Origin of the sequence: Saccharothrix longispora (assembly GCF_031455225.1) — a bacterium.
GTDB classification, from domain to species: Bacteria; Actinomycetota; Actinomycetes; order Mycobacteriales; family Pseudonocardiaceae; genus Actinosynnema; species Actinosynnema longispora.
This window is the reverse complement of the sequence record NZ_JAVDSG010000001.1, coordinates 3505020-3525993: the sequence shown is the minus strand read 5'-3', so window position 1 is coordinate 3525993 and position 20974 is coordinate 3505020. Positions and strand designations below refer to the sequence as shown.

The window sequence follows — 20974 nt, the reverse complement described above, 5'->3', positions numbered from 1 at the left end:
GCAGGTCCGCAACATGGTGTCGGGGACCGTGGGCGTGGTGGTGCAGGCTGGTGCGGTGCACGGCGACGTGACGCTGCACGCCGCGCCGCTGCCGCCCGCGCCGGTGGTGCCGCGGCAGTTGCCCGCCTCGCCGGCCTTGTTCGCCGGGCGGAGCGCGGAGCTGGCCAGGCTGGACCGCGTGTTGACCGCCACCACAGCGCCCGCCGACCCAGCGGGTTCGGGGCAGGGAGCGACGGTGTTGGTGTCGGCGATCGGCGGTGTCGGGGGCATCGGCAAGACCTGGCTGGCGCTGGCGTGGGCGCACCGCCGGCTGGAGCGGTTCCCGACGGGCAGTTGTTCGTGGACCTGCGTGGGTTCAGTCCCACCGGCGAGCCGGTGGAGCCGGCGGTGGCGGTGCGCGGGTTCCTCGACGCCCAGGCCGCGCTGTACCGCAGCCTGGTGGCCGGGCGGCGGATGCTCATCATGCTGGACAACGCTGCCACCGCCAACCAGGTCGTCCCGCTGCTGCCCGGCTCGCCGTCCTGCACGGTGCTGGTTACCGGTCGTCACCGGCTGGCCTCGCTGATCGACCGGTACGGCGCCCGCCACCTACCGCTGGACGTCCTGTCCCCGGAGGAGGCCCGCGGCCTGCTGGCCGCCCGCCTGGGCGCCGACCGCGTCGCCGCCGAACCCGAGGCGGTGGAGGAGTTGATCGGGCTGTGTGGGGGCCACCCGCTGGCGTTGTCGATCATCGCGCGCACCGCCGGGCCCCATCCCGACATCGCGTTGGCCGAGGCCGCCGCCGAGCTGCGCGACCTCGGGCTGGAGGCGCTCGACCACGACATCGACCTGTCCGCCAGCCTGCCCACCGTGCTGTCCTGGTCCCTGCGCCACCTCACCGACACCCAGCGCACCGTGTTCGTGCTGCTGGGCATCGCCCCCGGCCCGGACACCCACCCCGCCCGCCACCGCCGCCCTCACCGGCCTGCCCGACCGCCTCGCCCGCAGGACGCTGAGCGGGCTGGAGAACGCCTCGCTACTGGAACGGCGGCCCGGTGGCCGCTACGCGATGCACGACCTGGTCCGCCGCTACGCCGCGGACACCACCCTGCCCGAGCACGTGCGGGAAGCGGCCCTGACCCGGGTGGTGGACTTCCACCTGCACACCGCCCACGCCGCCGACCGCCTCCTGGACCCCCACCGCGCGCTCCTGTCGCCCAAGCCGCCCGCGCCCGGTGTGCACCCGCACCCGTTGCCCGACCCCACGGCTGCGTTGGCTCGGCTGGAGGCCGAGCACGCCACCCTGCTGGCCACCCAACGCACCGCCGCCATCCTCGGCCACCACCACACCGTCCGGCACCTGGCCTGGAACCTGCGGATCTGGCACGACCTGCACCTGCCGCACATCCCGGCGGGGGTGACGCCATCTCACGCGAGCAGTTCGTCAGCTCCACCGGTTCGCTGTCCGACGACCCGGAGGCCGCACGTGCCAGCGTCGACGCGCTCGCGGAGGCGTCCCTGGCCATCGCCGACACCGACGTCGACGGCCGGGTGAGCCCGGACGAGTACGCGGTGTTCCTGCGAGGGCACTTCCCTGGCTTGACCGAGGCCGAGGCGGCCGAGGCGTTCGCGCACCTCGACGCCGATGGCGACGGTCACCTCACCGCCGAGGAGTTCATCCGCGCGTGCGTGGAGTTCTGGTCCAGCACCGATCCGGACGCCTCGGGCACTGGTGGATGGGCCGCTCGTTCGCGTGATCCCGTGGGCCGAAGCGGTGGCGGGTCTTCCGGCTAGCGTTGTCGTTCGACGGTGAAGCGGCTCACCGTCGCGGTGGACGCGTCGAGCCGCACGTCCTCGGCCACCACGTCGGTCAACGTGACCGACGGCGCGGGCAGCGACAGCGGGAGCGGGTTCGCAGTGAGGGTGATCGGCACTCCGTCGAACAGCTTGCCCGACAGGGATTCCGCCTCCAGCACCACGCCGCCGGAAAAGCGGGAGCTTCCGACGCGGATCACCACACCCGGCCGCGGGACCAGCTCGGCGTCGAGCAGTTCCAGCGATCCCATGCGCAGCACGACCCGGGAGCCCTGTTCGTAGCGGACGTCGTGTGCGACGGCGGTCCGGGCGCGGATGAACCCGCGCGTCACGTCGGTCGGCGCGGACGACTCCACCATCGGCCAGGTCTCCTGCACGGGCCACATCGCGGTGGCACCGAGCACGAGGACCACCGCGGACAGGCGGCCGATCACGCCGGTCGGCCCGCGTGCCACGCCGTCGCGAGCGAGCCGGCGACGAGGGCCAGCCCCGTTCCGACGAGGAACCCGCCGAGGTTCGCCACGACGTAGGCGACGAACCCGAGGGCGATCACCGCCACGCCGATTGCGACGCTGCGCGCGGGCCGGTGCCACAGCGCGACACCGCCGCCCACCAAGCCGGCGGCGACGAGCACCGAGCCGATCCCGCCGATGCCCTGGACGAGGAGGAACCGGTAGCCGGTGACGGGGACGAGCAGGACCTCCACCCCGGCGAGCACCGCCAGCAGCCCTGCCCAGAACGGGCGCTCGCCACGCCACCGGGTGAACCGCGTGACCATCAGAAGCACTCCTGGCGTCCGGGCACCGCGGTGATGTGCAGGCCGGTGAGCTTGAAGACGCCCGCCGTCGTGGTACCGGACGTCGACCTGAGGTCGTCGATGACGATCGCGTCCGCCTGGTGGGCGTAGTCGCCGTCCTTCCCGGTGACGCCGCGCGCGCCCCGGTCGACCTCGCCGGCGTCCGCTCCCAGCACCAGATTGGTGAGCGTCGCGTCGGAGTGCATGTCGGAGAGGTTGAGCACGAGATCGCTCGCCTCGACCGCCTCGTCGCCGCCTGCCCTGGCGACGATCGTCACCTCCCCGACGAGGCTCGGGACCAGGGCGGAGAAGCACAGGTCCTCGACCCGGGCGGACCCGATGCTGGTGACCACGACCGCGTCCTGGTCCTCGCCGATGCCGACGAACTGGGCGAAGCCGTCGCCCTCCACCCGCTTGGCGGAGAACTTGAAATTCGTGCCGGAGAACGCGAAGGCGGTGGGGACGGCTGCGGTGGCGGTGGCGGTGACCAACCCCGCGGCGAGGCCGGTGCTCGTGATGAGCACGACGGTGAACCGCAACCACCGCGTCCGGCCTCGTGCTGGGGTCAACGGGGTGGTGCGGTCGTCAGACATGGGGGCCTTCCGCGGAGGGAGCGGTATTGCGAAGGCCGACCGTAGGGGGATCGTCGGGGGACGAAGCGCCTGCGCAACCGGTTCGAGTGAAAGATCGGCACGGGACCACTCGAAGGGATGAACGGCATTTTGGGTGCGATGAACCCGGCCGGTAGATCTTGCCGCTCCTGACTGGAGTGCGACGGCCTCGCACCGATTGGCACGGAGCCCTCCTTGACCCAGCACGACCCTGTCGCCGTCATCGGTGTCGCCTGCCGGCTGCCCGGCGGCATCACGAACCTCGACGGGTTGTGGGCGGCGTTGTCGGCCGGTCGGGACCTGGTGGGCGAGATCCCGTCGGACCGCTTCGACGTGGACCGGTTCATCGACGAGCGGGGGCCGCGTCGGGGCAAGAGCTACGTCCGCGCCGCGGGCGTGCTCACCGGGGTGGACCTCGCCGCGTTCGACGCGGACTACTTCGGCATGTCCCCGAAGGAGGCGGCCCGGGTCGACCCGCAGCAGCGGCTGCTGCTGGAGATGGCGGTGGAGGCCCTCGACGACGCGGGTATCGACGCCCGCGCGGTGGCGGGGTCGGACGCGGCGGTCGTGGTCGGTATCACCGACAGCGGCTACAGCACCCTGCAGCAGACCGACGTGCGCAGCATCAACGCCTACACCAACGCGGGCGGCGCGAACTCGATCGCGGCCAACCGGTTGTCGCACTTCTTCGACCTGCGCGGTCCGAGCCTGGCGGTCGACACCGCCTGCTCCTCGTCCCTGGTGGCCCTGCACCAGGCGGTGCGGGGCTTGGCGGCGGGTGAGGGCGAGCTCGCGTTGGTCGGCGGGATCAGCCTGCTGCTCAACCCCGCCACGCACGTCGGGTTCGCCCAGGCGTCGATGCTCTCGCCCAGCGGCCGCTGCCGGACCTTCTCCGCCGACGCGGACGGGTACGTGCGAGCCGAGGGCGGCGCGGTGGTGGTGCTCAAGCGGTTGTCGGACGCGGTTCGGGACGGGGACCGGGTGCACGCGGTGATCCCGGGCAGCGGGGTGAACTGCGACGGACGCACCGCCGGTCTCGCCTCGCCCCGCGCGGAGACGCAGGAAACCCTGTTGCGGGAGGTGTACCGGCGGGCGGGGGTCGAACCGGGTGAACTGGTGTACTTCGAGGCGCACGGCACCGGCACCCCGGCGGGTGACCCGGCCGAGTGCGCCGCGGTGGGCGGGGCGCTGGGACGGAATCGGACGAGTCCGCTGCCGATCGGGTCGGTCAAGACCAACCTCGGGCACCTGGAGGCGGCGTCCGGCCTGGCCGGGCTGCTGAAGGCGGTGCTGGTGCTGCGGCACGGCGAGATCCCGGCGTCGCTGCACGGCGAGCGGCTCAACCCGGCGATCGACTTCGCCGGGTTGGGGCTCGCCCCGGTCGCCCGGCGGACCCCGCTGAAGCACTCCGGTCGGCCGGTCGTGGGTGTGAACTCGTTCGGTTTCGGCGGCGCCAACGCCCACGTCGTGCTGACCTGCGGGCCTGCGGGCCCGAACCCCGTGGTGGACCGGGTACGCGCACTGCCGGTCGTCGTGTCGGGGCACTCGCGGGAGGCGCTGGCCCGGGCCGCGGCGCTGCTGGCCGAGCAGGCCGACCGGACCGCGCCGCGGGACTTCTACGACCTCTGCCATACCGCTACCCGCCGCCGCGGCCGACGTTCGCACCGCGCGGCGGTCTTGGCGGAGAACCCTCGCGAGGCCGCCGACCGGCTGCGTGCGCTCGCGGAGCAACCCGAAACGGTTCGGGAGAGCGCCGGCGGGGCCGTGTTCGTCTTCACCGGCAACGGCGCGCACTGGGCGCGGATGGGTGTCGACCTGCTCGACGACCTCGCATTCCGGACGGCCGTCGAGCAGGTCGACACCGCGCTGCGGGAGCACCAGCGGTGGTCGGTGCTCGACGAGCTGCGCGCCCGGCCCCGCCGTTCCCGGCTGCGCCGCACCGAGTTCGCCCAACCCGCGTTGTTCGCCGTGCAGGTCGGCGTCGTGGCGGCGCTGCGGGCGCGCGGGATCGTCCCGGCGGCGGTCGTGGGACACAGCGTGGGGGAGATCGCCGCGGCGCACGTCGCGGGCGCGCTGGACCTGGGCTCCGCGTGCCGGGTGCTGGCCGTGCGCAGCGCTGCCCAGGGGCGCACCGCGGGCCGTGGTCGCATGGCCGCGATCGGGTTGCCCGCGGCCGAGGCGACGCGACTGCTGGTGAGCCGGCCCGGGTTGTCGCTCGCCGGGATCAACAGCGACCAGGACGTGACGATCAGCGGTGACGTCGGTCAACTCGCGGACCTGGGCCGCGAGCTGGCGGCGCGAGGCGTGTTCTTCCGCGAGCTCGACCTGGACTACGCCTTCCACAGCCCGGTCATGGACGCCGTCGAGCACGAGATCCGCGCCGGACTCGCGGGCCTGGCCGCGGACCGCGCGGTGGTGCCGATGGTGTCCTCGGTGACCGGGCGGCCGATCACCGGTCCGGAGCTGGACGCGCGGTACTGGTGGCGCAACGTCCGGGAACCGGTCGCCTTCGCCCCCGCCGTGCGACACCTGCTGGACGAGGGCGTCGACGCGTTCGTGGAGATCGGGCCACACCCGGTGCTGCGCACCTACCTGCGCAGGCTCGCCCCCGAAGCGCTGGTGCTGCCGACCCTGCGCCGGGACTCGCCCGGCGGACCGGCGATCCGCGCCGCCACCGAAGCTCTCGTCGCGGCCGGCGCGCCGGTCGACTGGGACGTCTACTTCCCCCGCCGCGGGAACGTCGTGGAGCTGCCGGCCCACCCGTGGCAGCGGGAGCGGCACTGGAACGGGGACACCGACCGGTGGGTGCGCTCCAGCGGCACCGGGACGACCGACCACCCGCTGCTGGGGGAACGGATGCCGGTCGCCGACCCCACGTGGCAGGACGTGGTCGAACCGGTGCGGGTGCCGTGGCTGGCCGACCACCGCGTCGGCGGCGCCGTGGTGATGCCCGCCTCCGGGTACGTCGAGATGGCGCTGGCGGCCGGCGCACGGGTCCACGGGGACGCCGTGGAGGTCACCGGCCTGCGGATCGACCAGGCGCTGGTGCTGCCCTGGGACGAGGACGTCACGACCAGCCTGCAGTGCTCACTGGCCGAGGACGGCACCCTGCGCGTCGCCGGCCGGACCGGTGACGCGGACTCGTGGCGGGTCCACGCGACCGGACGGGTCCGCCGCCTGTGGCAGGCGAGCCCGCCGGTCCTCGACCTGGACGCCGACCGGCCGGGCGTGCTCGACGTGCCGGTCGAACGGCACTACCGGTCCGCCGCCGAGGCTGGGCTGGACTACGGCCCGAGCTTCCGGGTCCTGCGGGAACTGCGCGTCGGACCGGACGAGGTGGTCGCGCGCTACCACCACGAGGGTCCGCTCACCGGCTACGAGGCGCACCCCGCCGTGCTGGACGGCGCACTGCAAGCAGGTGCGCCGTTGCTCGGCGACGCCGCCCCGGACAGCGCCTTCCTGCCCGCGGCGATCGGGGCCGTCCGGCGCTATCGCGCCCCGTCGCGCACCGGGTTCGTGCACGTGCGCTCCCGCCACCGGGACCACGCGCACGTCCGGTGGGACGTGGTGGTCGCCGACGACTTCGGCGTCGTCGCAGTGGAACTGGACGACGTGGTGCTGCGCCGGTTCGACGCGGCCGGCGCCGACCGGTTGGATCGGCTGCGCACCGTGCTGCGGGCCGCGCCGCTCGGGAACGGGGCCCACGCGCCGTTGCCGGGAGCACGGGAGGTGGTCGACGCGGCGGCGGACGACGTGGCCTGGGCGCGCCACGAGCTCGAGCGCCTGGACGACGGGTTCCTGCCACGCCTGGTGACGTGCTCCGCCCACTACGCCGCCTCTGCACTGCAGCAGTTCACGCCCGTCGGGCGGCTGTTCACCACCGACGACCTGGTGACCGCGGGGATGCTGCCCAAGCACACCCGGCTGGTCGAGCTGCTGCTGTCCGCCGTCGAGGAGAACGGGCTGGCGCACCGGGAGGACGGGGGACGATGGCGGTTGACCGGCCACACCGACCCGGACGCCATGTTCGCCTCGGCGGTGGCGGAGCACCCCCAGCACCTGCCCGAGCTGGTGATCAGCTCGCACGTGGGCGGCCGGCTGGCGGACGTCCTGGGCGGGCACGTCGACCCGACGGAGCTGATCTTCACCGAGGCCGCGCGGTTCCTGGAGCAGTACTACGACGTCGCGCCCGTCTACGGGCTGTTCAACCAGCTCGTCCGGACGATGGTGCGCGCGGTGGTCGCCGACTGGCCCGAGGACCGGCCGCTGCGGGTGCTGGAGGTCGGTGGCGGCACCGGCGGTGCGACCGCGGCGGTGCTGCCCGTGCTGCCGCCGGAACGCGCCCACTACGTCTTCACCGACCAGAGCCACGGGTTCTTCCCCCGCGCGCGCACGCGGTTCCAGGAGCACGACTTCGTCCGCTACGAGGTGCTCGACCTCGACCACGACCCGGCGTCCCAGGGGTTCGTCCCCGGCTCGTTCGACGTCGTGATCGCCTCGAACGTGCTGCACGCGACGGCCGATCTGCGCCGGTCGCTGCGCTCGGTGGCCGACTTGCTGACCGACCGGGGACTGCTGCTGGCCTACGAGGCGCACACTCCGGAGTACCTGGCGCTGCCCTTCGGGGTGCTCGACGGGTTCTGGCGCCACACCGACACCGACTTGCGCACCCGGTCGCCGCTGCTGTCCCGGGAGCAGTGGCCCGCCGTGCTGGACGGGTGCGGGTTCGACGAGGTCGCCCAGGTCGGCGCCGAGCGGGGACCGGTGCACGGCGCGGGCGCGGTCATCGTCGCGAGCCGCGCCGCTCGCACCAACCCACCGGTCGTGCCGCCGGAACCCGTGCGCACGGGTGTGCGGTGGGTCCTCGTGGCCGAGGACGAGACCGAGTCAGATCTCGTCGCGCGACTCGCCCGGCGCCTGACCGGGTCCGGCGACACCCACACCATGACCGCCGCCGCCGACGTCGACCGGTGGGCGCCACTGCTCGGGGACGCGGGCGCCGAGGTGGACGTCGTCCTCGTGCTGGCCGAGCACCCGACCGCCGACGTGGTGCACCACGCCACCCGGCGGGCCTCGGTGCTGCGCGCCCTGGCCACGGCGTGCGACCGCCGTGCCGGCGCGGGCACGGTGTCGCTGTGGCTGGTCACCCGGCCCAGCGGGGCGCTGCCCGGGCCGGAGCGGCCCGATCACCCCGCGGACGCGGCCACCTGGGGCGTGGCCCGGTCCCTGGCCGGTGAACGCCCCGACCTCACCATCCGGCGGTTGTCCCTGCACCGCGGGGCCGATGACGCCGGACGGCTCACCCGGGAGCTGCTCACGCCCTCCGACGAGGACGAGGTCGTGCTCACCGCGGCCGGGCGCTTCGTCCCACGCGTGGTCGAGGCGAAGCCGCTTGTGGACCGGGTGCGCACGTCGTACCGGCTCGACCTGCGACAGGTGGGACTGTCGTTCGGGCTCGCCTGGATCACCGCGCCACACCCGACGCCGGGTCCGGAGGATGTGGTCATCTCGGTGCGGGCATCCGCGCTGAACTACCGCGACGTCATGCTGGCGACGGGTGCGCTGCCGCCACAGGCGTGCGCGGAATCGTTCGACGGCGGCGCGCTCGGCCTGGAGTGCGCCGGGGTCGTGACCGCCGTCGGCCCAGAGGTGACCTCCGTCCGACCGGGGGACAGGGTGGCCGCGTTCGCGGCGAGGGCACTGTCCTCCGATGTGGTCACGCCCGTCGAGTTCGTGATCCCGCTGCCCGAGGACATGCCGTTCACCGCCGCAGCCACGCTGCCCGTGGCCGCCGCGACGGTCGAGTACGGCCTGGTGACCCTGGCCCGGTTGGCGCCCGGCGAAGTGGTCCTGGTGCACGGCGGAGCGGGCGGCGTCGGCCTCGCCGCGCTGCAGTGCGCGCGCCGCCGCGGGGCGACGGTGATCGCCACGGCCGGATCACCGGTCAAGCGTGCTTTCCTGCGCTCGCTCGGGGTCGAGCACGTGCTGGACTCCCGCGGTCTGGCCTTCGCCGCCGAGGTCATGGCGATCACCGGCGGGCGCGGTGTGGACGTGGTGCTCAACTCCCTGGCCGGCGAGGCGCTCACGCGCAGCCTGGAGCTGCTGCGGCCGCACGGCAGGTTCGTGGAGCTGGGCAAGCGGGACATCGTGGAGGACCGGGAAGTGCCGCTGCGGCCGTTGCGCCGCAACGCGAGCATGTTCTGCGTCGACCTCAGCTCTCTGTCACCCGATGACGCCGCCGTCCGGTCGGGCCTGTTCACGGCGGTGGCCGAGCACATCGGGACCGGTGCGTACCGCCCGCTGCCGCACGTGGTGTACCCGGTCGCGAGGGTGGCCGAGGCGTTCGAGTTGCTGCGCCACTCCCGGCACATCGGCAAGGTCGTCGTCTCCCACGGCGGTGACGTGCCGGTCGAACGACCGCCCGCCGCGGTGCGGCTGGACGGGACCGCCACCTACCTGGTGACTGGAGGTCTCGGCGGGTTCGGCGCCGCCTCCGCACGCTGGCTGGCCGCCCATGGCGCCCGGCACCTGGCGCTGGTCGGCCGCAGGGGAGCCGACACCCTCGAAGGCCCTGAGCTGCTGGCGGAACTCGCCCGCTCGGGCGTGACGGCCACGGCCCATGCCGCCGATGTCGCCGACGGGAGCGCGATGCGGCGGGTCCTCGCCGAGGTGAACAGTTCCGGCCACCCGCTGCGCGGTGTGCTGCACGCCGCGATGGTGCTGGACGACGCGCCGCTGACCGAGTCGGACGACCGGCGGTTCGACACAGCGTTGCGGCCCAAGGCGCAGGGCGCGGTCGTGCTCGACGCGCTGACCGCGAGCATCGACCTGGACTTTTTCATGTTGTTCTCCTCCGCCGCCGCGACGATCGGCCTGCACGGCCAGACCAACTACGTCGCGGGCAACCTCTTCCTGGAAGCCCTTGCCCGTGCCCGGCGCGGCCGGGGCCTGCCGGGGCAGGCGATCGGCTGGGGAGCGATCTCCGAGGTGGGCCACGTCGCGCGCAGCGGTCTGCAGGACAGCGTCGCGGAGGTGCTGCGGCCCGTCCGTCCGGCGGTGGCCCTGGCCGCGTTGGGGCAGGTGCTCGGCGACCACACCGACGTTCTGGTGCTGGCCGGCATCGGCCGCAACCCGGCCAGGAGGTTCCTGCCCGGTCTGGGCTCGCCCCGGATGGCCGGTCTGTTCCCCGCCGCGGTCGGTGCGGCGGCCCGCGACCCGCGGGAGTTCCACCGGTCCTTGGCCGCCGCGACGCCCGAGCAGGGGCACGCGCTGCTCCGCCAGGCGATGACCGAGCTGCTCGCCTCGGTGCTGCAGACCGCACCGGAGCGGGTGGACGAGACCGTGCCGCTGGACCGGCTGGGGGTGGACTCACTGATGAGCGCGGAGTTCCTCGTCGCGGTGCGGCAGCAGTTGGGCTGCGAGCTGTCGGTCATGGAGGCGGCCAAGGGCGGGTCGATCATCGAGCTGGCCCGAATCGCGCTGCACCGGACGACCTCCCGGGTGGCCCTCCGATGACGGGCGTGACGGCGCATCGCCCGCTCCGACCGCTGGACAACGCCTACCTGGACTGCGACAGGCCGGCAGGCAAGGACGGCACCGAGATCGGTGTCCTGCTGCGCTTCGCCGAACCGCTCGGCAGGTCGGTCGAGGAGTGGCGGGCACTGGTCGCCGTCCGCCTCGACGCGGCGCCCGACCTGCGCCTGGTGCCTCACCGGCCGCGGCGCAGGTGGCTGCCGATGCGGTGGGCCGCGGCCGAACCCAACCTCCGGCACCACGTGCGCGAGGTGAGGTCGGCCGCGCCCGACGGGCTGCGCGCCGCCGTCGAAGAGGTCTTGGCCGACAGGCTCCCGCTCGACCGGCCGCTGTGGCAGCTCGTCGTCCTCCGCGACGCCGCCGAAGGGGAGGCGGTCCTGTTCCGGGTGCACCACGCCCTGGCCGACGGCGTGGGCATGGTGGAACTGGGCACCCGGCTGCTCGGCTCGGACCTCCGCACGCCCGTGCCCGTCACCGCGTCCGTGCGACAACCACGGCTGCACGCGTGGCGGGAGGTGGTCGCCGGGACACCGCGCTACCTGCGTGGGTTCGCACCACCGGCCGGGCGGGCCTTCACCAGCCGGGATCTCACCGGCGCCCGCCGGCTGGCCTGGGCGGACACCACCGTCGACCGGCTGCACTCGATCGGCCGGCAGCACGGGGTCACCGGCACCGAGGTCTACCTCGCCGCCCTCGCCGGCGCGTTGCGGCAGTGGCCGCACACGCCGTGGCGCTCGGGACCGCGCACGCTCTGGGCCCTGGTACCGGTCGACACCAGGGCAACCGGCGTCGACGACGGGCTCGGCAACCAGGTGGTCAACCTGCGGGTGCCCCTGCCGTGCGGCGAACCGGACGCCCGCCGCAGACTCGCCCTGGTCGCGGGCAGCGCGAACACCGCGGGGCAACGCCGGCGTGCCGAGGTGATGCGCGCCGGCGTCGAGGTGCTGCCCGACCTGGTGGTGAGGGCGTTGTTCTGGTGCACCTACCGGCGGTGGCACATCGACCTGGTCGCCAGCAACGTGGCGTCGCTAGGCCACCGGGTCAGTCATCGCGGCAACCCGATCACCGAGGCGTTGCCGATCGGGTTCCTGCCCCACCGGCGGCCGTTCGGGGTGGTGCTCGGCGCCTACGGGGACCGGGTGTCCCTGCACGTCACCGCGGACGCGGCACTCCCGCGGCCCGACGTGTTGTGCAAGTTGTGGATCCAGTCGCTGGGCGAACTCGCCTCGCTGCCGGCACTCCCGTCACCTCATGGAAGAGACCGATGACCCACGTTCGTGCCGTACTCGCCGACCACCCCGTCGCCATCGTCGGGATGGCAGGTGTCTTCCCCGGCGCACGCGACGTCCAGGAGTTCTGGACCAACGTCACCAGGGGCGTCGACTGCATCACCGAGGTGCCGGAGACCCACTGGCGCAGCGCCGACCACTACGACCCCGACCCGAACGCCGAGGACAAGACGTACTGCCGGCGTGGCGGGTTCCTGCCCAGCCTGCGGTTCGACCCGGTCGAGTTCGGCATGCCCCCGGCGACGATCGAATCGACCGGGGTCGTGCAGCTGGTCAGCCTGCTGGTCGCCCGCGACGTCCTGCGCGACGCGGGCTGCGACCGCGACTGGTTCGACCCGGCGCGCACCGGCGTCGTGCTCGGCTACTCGGGTGCGCCGTCGATCGCGCAGATGCTGGTGCCCCGCCTGCACCTGCCGGTGCTGCGGGCCGTGCTGCGGCAGTCCGGTGTGGACGAACAACGCAGTACCGAGATCGCGGAGCGGTTCCGTGACTTCTACCTGCCGTGGTCGGAGGACTCGTTCCCCGGAATGCTCGGCAACGTCATCGCGGGCCGCGTCGCGAACCGGATGAACCTGGGCGGGATGAACTGCACGGTCGACGCGGCCTGCGCCAGCTCGCTGGCCGCGGTGCGGATGGCCGTCACCGAACTCGTGGAGCACCGGGCCGACCTGATGATCACCGGTGGCTGCGACGCCGACAACTCGATCACCTCGTTCGTCAGCTTCTGCCGCACGCCGGCCCTGTCGCGCAGCGAGACCGTCCGCCCGTTCGACGCCCGCGCCGACGGCACCCTGATCGGCGAGGGCGTCGGGATGCTGGCGCTGAAGCGGCTCGACGACGCCGTCGCGCACGGGGACCGGGTCTACGCGGTCATCCGCGGCATCGGCTCGGCCAGCGACGGCGGCGCCACCAGCATCTACGCGCCCAAGCACGACGGGCAGGCGACCACCCTGCGCCGGGCCTACGCCGACGCGGACTGCTCACCCGCCACGGTCGGCCTGTTCGAGGCGCACGGCACCGGCACCCCCGTCGGCGACGAGGTGGAGCTTCAGGCGCTCGCCACGGTGCTCACCGAGGCCGGCGCCGAGCCCCGGCGGGTGGCGCTGGGCACGGTGAAGTCCCAGATCGGGCACCTGAAGGGCGCGGCGGGCGCGGCCGGGCTGATCAAGGCCGCGCTGGCCCTGCACCACAAGGTGCTGCCGCCCACGATCAACGTCGACACCCCGACCGAATCGCTCACCCGCGACGACGCCCCCTGCTACCTCAACACCACCACGCGGCCGTGGGCGCAGGACGCCCGCGGTCCGAAGAGGGCCGGTGTCTCCGCGTTCGGGTTCGGCGGCACCAACTTCCACGTCGTGCTGGAAGAGCACGGCGAACCACCGCTGACCACCGGCCACCGGGGCGCGACGGCGCACCTATGGGCGTGCGCCGACCCGGCACTGCTCCGCTTCGAGGTCGCCGGTGGCGCCGAGTGGGACGACACCCAGGCGGTGCCCGAAACCCACGCGCGGGTGGGATTCGTCGCCGTGGATCCCCGTGACTTCGACGAACTACGGTCGCTGACCCTGGACCTGCTCGACGCGCGTGCCGACGAGCAGGAGTGGAACCACCTGCGCGGGGTGCACTACCGGCGTCGCGCGCTGCCCGGCCGGCCCAAGATCGCCGCGCTGTTCGCCGGCCAGGGCAGCCAGTACGTCGGCATGGGGCTCTGGCAGATCTTGGGCGTGCCTTCGGTGCGGCAGTCGTTCGACACCGCCTGCCGGTTCACGCCGGACCTGGCGGACGTGGTCTTCCCGCCGCCGGGGGCGGGTGACGCCGAGGCCGTCCTGCGCCGCACCGAGCACGCCCAGCCGGCGATCGGCGCGTTGTCCGCCGGGCAGTACCGGTTCCTGCGCGACTGCGGCCTGCGCCCCGACGGCGTGCTCGGGCACAGCTTCGGCGAGCTGACCGCCCTGTGGGCGGCGGGTTCACTGGTCGACGACGACTTCCACCGGCTCGCCCGTGCCCGAGGTGCGGCGATGCGGCCACCCGCGACCTCCACCGCCGACCCCGGCGCGATGGTCGCGGTGACGGCCACCGCCGCCACCGTCGAGGAGATGATCCGCACCGAACCCGACCTGCTGATCTGCAACCACAACGCACCGGACCAGGTCGTGGTGGGCGGTGCGACGGCCGCCGTCGAGCGGTTCGCCCGGTCGTGCGGCGCCGCGAGCGTCGTGGCGGTGCGGCTGCCGGTGGCATGCGCGTTCCACACCCCCCACGTCGACCACGCCGTGCCGGTGTTCGCCGACGCCGTGCAGGGGGTGGAACTGCGCCCGCCGGCCACGCCGGTCTACAGCAACGTCGCCGGCGCGGAGTACGGCGCCGACGTCGAGGCGAACCGACGGCTGCTCGTGGAGCAGCTCCGCCGCCCCGTCGACTTCGCCGGCCGCGTCCGGCAGCTGTACCGGGAGGGGTTCCGGGTCTTCGTCGAGTTCGGGCCCAAGCAGATCCTCACCCACCTCGTCCGGCGGACCCTCGACGCGGACGACGTCGTCGCCGTGCACACCGACGGCGGTCCGGGCCGCGACGACATGCAGCTCAAGTCTGCCGCGCTGAGGCTGGCGGTGCTCGGGCTGTCGGTGCGCGGCATCAACAGGCACGCGCCACGCGCCACGCCCACCAAGCCGCCGTCGGCAGCCTCGGTGGTGCTGCGCGGCACCTGGTACCTGTCCGAGGAACGGCGACAGGCGCAGAACGACCTACTGGAAGCCCCGCGCCCTGATCCGATCCAGGTTCCGCACCCGCTCCCGACCGCCGAGCCGGCACCCGCCCACGACGACTGGGCGCGTGTCGCCGCGGAGCACGTCGCGCTGCACCAGCGCTACCTCGACGGCCAGTTGCAGGTGGCCGAGCACCTGGTCCGGCACGTCGAACGGCCCGACCTGGCGGCGGGGGTCGCCGCCGTCGCGCAGCACAGCATCGCGATGGGACAGGCCCACATCCGGGCGAACGAGGTGCTGAGCACCCTCCTCGGCCCTGCGGGCGCCGACCCCGGACTGGCGCCGACACCGAGCCCGACGCCGATCGCGCCACCCGTCCTCGAACCACCGCGTCCGGCGCCGGACTGCCCGGTCACCCTGCCCGCCCTCGCACCACCTCCCGCTCCCGCCCCGGCACAGGCCCCTCGTCCGATGTCGATCGAAGACGTCGACCCGGACGAGCTGAGAGAGACCCTGCTCCGGGTCGTGGCGGACAAGACCGGCTACCACGTCGACATGCTCGAACCGGACCTCGACCTCCAAACCGACCTGGGCATCGACTCGCTCAAGCGCGCCGAGATCCTCAGCGAGCTGTGGAAGCGGTACCCGGTGCGCAGCCTGGACGGCATGGGCATCCAGCAGTTCGTCGAGATCCGCACGCTCAACGACACCGTCGAACTCCTCGTCGGCCTGCGGGGACAGCTGTTCGGCGAGGACGCCGACGACGCCGACGTGGTGCGCTCCGAAGTCCGGCTGGTCCCGCTGCCCGAGATGGACGTCGTCGAGAGCGCCTACCACCACGAGCCCCGGGCGGTGCTCGTGGACGACCGCGGGGACCTGTGCCGAGCCCTGGCCGCCGCGCTCACAGTCCGCGGGTGGCGCGTGCACGCGCTGCCGCACGCGGACTGGACCGAGGACTCCCTGGCCGCGGCGCTGGACGCGGTGCTCGCCGAGGCAGGTCGCGTGGACCTCGTGGTCGCGCCGGACGCGAGCGTCGACGAGACCGCGCCCGACGCGGTCCGCCGCCACGCGCACGCCCTGCTGACCGCCAAGCGGCTGCTGGACCCGCTGTGCGCCACCGCAGCGACCGGCGCGCGCGCCGCGTTCCTCGCGGTCAGCCTGGGGCGCGGCGTGCCCACCTCGGCGCTCGGCGGACTGGCCAAGACCCTGGCGCACGAAGCGCCGCAGTTGTTCTGCCGGTCGGTGGTGCTGTCGGCCGAGCTGTCCGCCGAACGCGCGGCCCAGGCGGCGTTGCGGGAGCTGGACGACGCGGCCACCGACGTGAACGAGGTCTTCCACGACGGCGTCGACCGCCGGGTCGCCCGGCTGGTCCCGCTGCCGTCGACCCCGGCGCCGCACCCGGCGCTCGACCGGGACGACGTGGTCGTGGTGACCGGCGGCGCGCGCGGCATCACCTCGTCGTGCGTGGTCGCACTGGCCCACCGGGCGCCGTGTCACTTCGTACTGCTCGGTCGCACAGGGCGGGAGGACGAGCCCGCGTGGGTGACGGGAGTCCCGACCGACGGCCTGCCCGCCGCCCTGCTGGACCACCTACGGGGCACCGGCAAGGTCCTGCCGCCCGCGAAGTTCGAGGCCCTGGTAGCCGCCGCGCGAGCCCGACGCGAGGTCGAGGACACCCTCGCCGCGCTGGCCGGGGCCGGCGCCACGGCCGAGTACGTCGCGGTCGACGTCACCGACCGCGACGCCGTCATCGCCGCGCTCGCGCCGCACGCCGGCCGGGTCACCGCCCTGGTCCACGGCGCTGCCGAGATCAACGACGGCCCCCTGCGGGGCAAGGGCCTCGCGGACGTGGAACGGGTCCTCGCCGCCAAGGTCGTGGGCCTGCACAACGTGCTCGGCGCGCTGGACCCGTTGCGGTTGCGGCACCTGGTGTTGTTCGCGTCGGTCGTGGGGCTGATCGGCAACACGGGGCAGGCCGACTACGCCGTGGCCAACGGCGTGGCCAACCGGTTCGCCCACGACTGGCAGGCGGCACACCCGCGGTGCCGGGTGGTCGCGATCAACTGGGGTCCCTGGCGCGGCGGCATGATCACCGAGACGCTGCGGGCGGGCCTGGAGATGGCCGGCACGCGGGTGATGAGCAAGGAGGCTGGCTCGGCCCGGTTCGTGGAGGAGGTGTTCGCCGACCGCGGCACGGGGTCCCCGGTGGTCGTGGTCTCCACACCGATCGCGCTGCCCGCGCCCTCGGCGCCGCTGCCCCCGACCGGCCGCCGGGTCGTGCGCCGACTCGACCACCTCGTCGCCGAGCCGGTGCTGCGCGACCACACCATCGACGAGTACCCGGTGCTGCCGCTGACCGGCGCGGTGGGCTGGTGCGCCAACGTGCTCGAACACCTCCAGCCCGGTGAGCACGTCGTGGAGTGCCGCGACTTCGCCGTGCACAAGGGCCTGGTCTTCGACGGCGACGAGCGGTCCGCGTTCACCGCGGAGGTGCTGCCCGCCGAAGGCGGAGCGCTGCGCGTGACCATCACCAGCGTCGGCCCGGACGACCGCCGCACACCTCGGTACGCCGGGACCTTCGTGACGAGCAGGCGCGTGTCGCGCGACCAGGAGCGCGGCCGGGCCTGGCACGAGGAGCTGGCCGCACCGCCGACGCCGCGCCCGGAGTACTTCGACGTGCTGTTCTGCGGCCCCACCCTGCGCGGGCTGCGCCGCGTGCTGGCCGAGGACGACTCCGGGATGGTCCTGGAGTGCGCGGTGCCCGACACCGACCTGGCCGCGGGCGCCTTCGCGGGCCGCCTGCACAGCACGGTGCTGGCCGACCAGCTCGTGCAGGCCGCCGGGCTGTTCGTCGTCAAGCGGCACGACTCGGTGTGCCTGCCGGTCGGCGTCGCGACCTGGCGGATGTCCGACCGGCTGCCCGCCGAGGAGCCGTTCGTCATCGAGGTCCGGTCGCCGGGGGAGGACGGCCTGGAGGTGCGGGTCGACGTGACCGCGTCGGCCGCCGACGGCCGCGTCCTGCAACGCGTGTCGGGGCTGAAGATGCTGCGGATGCCCCACCCCTCGACGTGGCGACCGGCGGCCGGGGTCGTGCGGTGAACGACGTCCTCTCGTTCGACGGCGAACCGTTGCTCGCCGCGCTCCCGCACCCCCCTCGGTCCGACGACCTGAGGCGACTGCGCGACACCGTGGCCCGCGCGCACGCCTCCGCCCTTGAGGTTCACCACGCGCTCCAGACGCGGTCGCTCGAAGGCGGTGCGGCGTGACCGCCGTCGTGGTGGACGACGCCGTCCGTCACGACCCCGAGGGCATTCGGCGGGTCCTGGAGGCGCTGGACCGGCCCTGCTTCATCGTGCGGACCGGGCGCGGGATCGGTGCGAGCACCCGGTACCCGGCGACACCGGGGCTGTCACTGCTGGCCAGCGCGCCCGCCGTGCCACCGGAACGCCTCGGCGACAGTGGGTTCGCCCGCCACCACGGCACCCGCTTCCCCCTCATGGCCGGGTCGATGGCGCACGGCATCGCCTCCGTCGCCCTGGTCACCGCGATGGCCAGGGCGGGGTTCCTCGCCTCCTACGGAGCCGCTGCGGTGCCCTTGCGCGACGTGGGCGCCGCGGTGGCCCGGCTGGCCAGGGAGATCCCCGGCCTGCCCTTCGCCGTCAACTTTATCCACGACGGCCGTGACGAGCGGGGCATGGTCGAGCTGATCCGCTGCCTCACCCGCCACCGGGTGCGCTGCCTGGAGGTGTCGGGGAACATGCTGATCAGCAAGGAGGTGCTGCACTACCGGCTGTCCGGCATCACCGAAGACCGCTCCGGCGCGGTCGTCCCGGCCAACCGCCTGATCGCCAAGGTCGCGCACCCCGACATCGCCCTTCGCTTCCTGCGCCCGGTCGACCGCGCGCAGGTGGACGAGTTGGTCGCCGAAGGCCGGCTCACCGCCGACGAGGCCCGGCTCGCCGAACGGCTGCCCCTGGCCGACGACATCACCGTGGAGGCCGACTCCGGTGGGCACACCGACGGGCGTCCGCTCGCCGTGCTGTTCCCGGCCATCGTCGCGCTGCGCGACCAGGTTCAGCGGCAGCACCGCTACGCCGCGCCGGTCCGCATCGGCGCCGCCGGCGGGATCGGCACGCCGCACGCCGCACTCGCCGCCTTCGCCCTCGGCGCGGCGTACGTCGTCACGGGCTCGATCAACCAGGCGTGTGTGGAGGCGGGCACCTCCGACGCGGCACGGCGGATGCTCGCCGCCGCCGGGATCACCGACTTCGAGTCCGCGCCGTCACCCGTGGCATTCGAGGCGGGCACCACCGTCCAGGTCCTGCGGGCGGCCAGCCGGTTTCCCGTGCACGCCCGGCGCCTGCACCAGCTCTACGAGCACCACGACGGCCTCGACGCCCTCCCGGCGCAGGAACGGGACCGGCTGGAGCGGGTGTTCCGGTACGACCTGGACGAGGTCTGGCGGCAGGCCGTGGAGCACAAGATGACCACCGACCCCGCAGCCGTCACCCGGGCCACCGCCGACCCCAAGCGCGCCATGGCGATGGTGTTCCGCTGGTACCTGGCGATGTCCTCGCGCTGGGCGGTCGCGGGCGAGCCGGACCGCGAGGCGGACTACCAGATCTGGTGCGGCCCGGCGATGGGCGCCTTCAACGACTGGGTGCGCGGCTCCCACCTGGAGCAGTGGTCGAACCGCCGGGTCGCCGAGGTCAACCGGCACCTCCTGCGCGGAGCCGCGCACCTGGCGCGCCTCAACCAACTCACCCTCGCCGGCGTCCGGCTGCCACAGGAGTGGACGCGCTACCGCATCGAACGGGAGAACACACCGTGACCACCGGCATCACCGGCGCCACCGGCTTCCTGGGCTCACACCTGCTGCGCGAACTCCTCGGCAGCGGGGACGAACCGATCACCGCCCTGGTGCGCCCGAAAGCACATCGCCCCTCCCGCGACCGGCTGATGAGCGCACTCGCCGCCGCGGGCGCCGACACCGCCCTCCTCGCCAGAGCCGACGACCTGGTGACCGTGGTCGAAGGCGATGTCGGCAAGCCGCGCCTCGGGCTCGACCCGACCGCGTACCGGCGGCTCGCCGACTCCCTCGACACGGTGTGGCACAGCGCCGCCCTGGTTGCCCTGACCGGTCCCCGAGACCCGTTCACCGCACAGAACGTCGTGGGCACCCAGGCCGTGCTCGACCTGGCCGCAGCCGGTGTGCGACGTCCGCGCGTGCACCACGTGAGCACCGCCTACGTCGCCGGCGGACGGCGCGACGGCACGGTCTTTGAAGACGAGCTCGACGACTCGGCGGGCTTCGAGAACTACTACGAGGCGTCCAAGTACGACGCCGAGGTCCTGGTCCGCTCCTGGGCGCGACGGCACCACCGCCCGGTCAACGTGTACCGACCGAGCCTGCTGCTGACCGACCTACCGATTCCCGACGGCGCGCCGGGCCACACGTTCGCCACCCTGGCCCGCATCGCTTCACCGTTCCTCGGCGACGGCCCGGTAGCACCGAGCCCGCTGCTCACGGCGGCCGACACCTACCTGTCCGGGATGCCAGGAAGCGACACGTCGCTGCCGCTCCCGTTGCCGGGTCGGGCGAACGGCACGATCAACTGCCTGCCGGTCGAGCACGCGGTGCGCATGATGCTCGCCGTCGCGGCCCGACCACCGGCGAACCTGGTCGACACCTACCACCTGGTCAGCCCGCACGAGACCGCCAACACCGACCTGCTGGCGGCCATCGCGCACCACCTGCCCCGGATGAGCCTGACCTTCGGTTCCCCGCCCGTCGCTCCGTCCCCGGTCCAACGGCTGTTCTACGACGTCGTGTCGCCGTTCCTGAGCTTCTTTCGCCACGACCGCCGCTACGACCGCCGTCACCTCGGCGAGGCCACGAAGGGTATCGCCGACCCGGCACCGCCGGACACCGCCTATCTCCGAGCCGCGGTGGGTTCCTACCTGTACCACCGCTAGTAGGACTTCGTTAGGTGCTGTTGAGTTGCGATTTGTCGGACTGCTCGTGGTCTGGATGGGTTGTCAGCAGCTGTGACAACGGCCGGTCCAGACCGCGAGTAAGTGTTGAAGGTGGCGCAGGACGGCGTAGTGGTCGCGTCCGACCGCCGTGTCACCCAGGTCGCGGACCCCGACATCAGTGACCGGGTGCCGTGGGCTCACCGGCGATCCAGGCGGCTCGGACTGCTCCGATCGGGCGCATCTCCGTAGTTCTTTGTCATGGAGGCGAGG

The 20974-nt window shown here is 73.6% G+C and carries 10 protein-coding genes; 7 read left to right on the top strand and 3 right to left on the bottom strand.

Translation table 11 applies throughout. The features are described 5' to 3' along the window. The first annotated feature begins 339 nt into the window (after positions 1-339). Complete coding sequence (locus tag J2S66_RS37160) at positions 340-1773, top strand: EF-hand domain-containing protein (RefSeq protein WP_374726080.1); 1434 nt, start codon at positions 340-342, stop codon at positions 1771-1773. On the opposite strand, the gene J2S66_RS14295 is transcribed toward J2S66_RS37160, so the two are convergent. The 3 genes from J2S66_RS14295 to J2S66_RS14285 are packed head-to-tail and all read right to left on the bottom strand — an operon-like array spanning position 1770 to position 3183. Beyond that, positions 1770-2249: a hypothetical protein gene (locus J2S66_RS14295; protein WP_310307504.1), complete on the bottom strand. Its 480-nt coding sequence runs from the start codon at positions 2247-2249 to the stop codon at positions 1770-1772. The genes J2S66_RS37160 and J2S66_RS14295 overlap by 4 nt on opposite strands. Further along, entirely contained in the window at positions 2225-2572 is a 348-nt protein-coding gene (locus tag J2S66_RS14290; protein ID WP_310307503.1) for a DUF6114 domain-containing protein, read from the bottom strand. Before J2S66_RS14290 ends, J2S66_RS14295 begins: the two co-directional genes overlap by 25 nt. Continuing rightward, positions 2572-3183 carry a DUF6230 family protein gene (locus J2S66_RS14285; protein WP_310307502.1) on the bottom strand — a complete coding sequence of 204 codons (612 nt, stop codon included), beginning with the start codon at positions 3181-3183 and terminating at the stop codon, positions 2572-2574. Before J2S66_RS14285 ends, J2S66_RS14290 begins: the two co-directional genes overlap by 1 nt. A gap of 213 nt (positions 3184-3396) precedes the next feature. Here J2S66_RS14285 and J2S66_RS14280 point away from each other — a divergent pair, with 213 nt between their 5' ends. The 6 genes from J2S66_RS14280 to J2S66_RS14255 are packed head-to-tail and all read left to right on the top strand — an operon-like array spanning position 3397 to position 20704. Next, complete coding sequence (locus J2S66_RS14280; protein ID WP_310307501.1) at positions 3397-10716, top strand: SDR family NAD(P)-dependent oxidoreductase; 7320 nt, start codon at positions 3397-3399, stop codon at positions 10714-10716. A gap of 5 nt (positions 10717-10721) precedes the next feature. Further along, positions 10722-12002, top strand: coding sequence for a wax ester/triacylglycerol synthase domain-containing protein (locus tag J2S66_RS14275; RefSeq protein WP_310307499.1), 1281 nt, complete (start codon positions 10722-10724; stop codon positions 12000-12002). Further along, a complete protein-coding gene (locus J2S66_RS14270) occupies positions 11999-17827 on the top strand; it encodes an SDR family NAD(P)-dependent oxidoreductase (RefSeq protein WP_310307498.1) in 5829 nt (1942 codons plus the stop codon). The genes J2S66_RS14275 and J2S66_RS14270 overlap by 4 nt, the downstream gene beginning before the upstream one ends. Continuing rightward, entirely contained in the window at positions 17824-17994 is a 171-nt protein-coding gene (locus J2S66_RS14265) for a hypothetical protein (RefSeq protein WP_310307497.1), read from the top strand. The genes J2S66_RS14270 and J2S66_RS14265 overlap by 4 nt, the downstream gene beginning before the upstream one ends. Further along, a complete protein-coding gene (locus J2S66_RS14260; protein WP_310307496.1) occupies positions 17991-19559 on the top strand; it encodes a PfaD family polyunsaturated fatty acid/polyketide biosynthesis protein in 1569 nt (522 codons plus the stop codon). Before J2S66_RS14265 ends, J2S66_RS14260 begins: the two co-directional genes overlap by 4 nt. Continuing rightward, positions 19556-20704, top strand: a complete 1149-nt coding sequence (locus tag J2S66_RS14255) for an SDR family oxidoreductase (protein ID WP_310307494.1) — start codon at positions 19556-19558, stop codon at positions 20702-20704. The genes J2S66_RS14260 and J2S66_RS14255 overlap by 4 nt, the downstream gene beginning before the upstream one ends. Positions 20705-20974 lie beyond the last annotated feature (270 nt).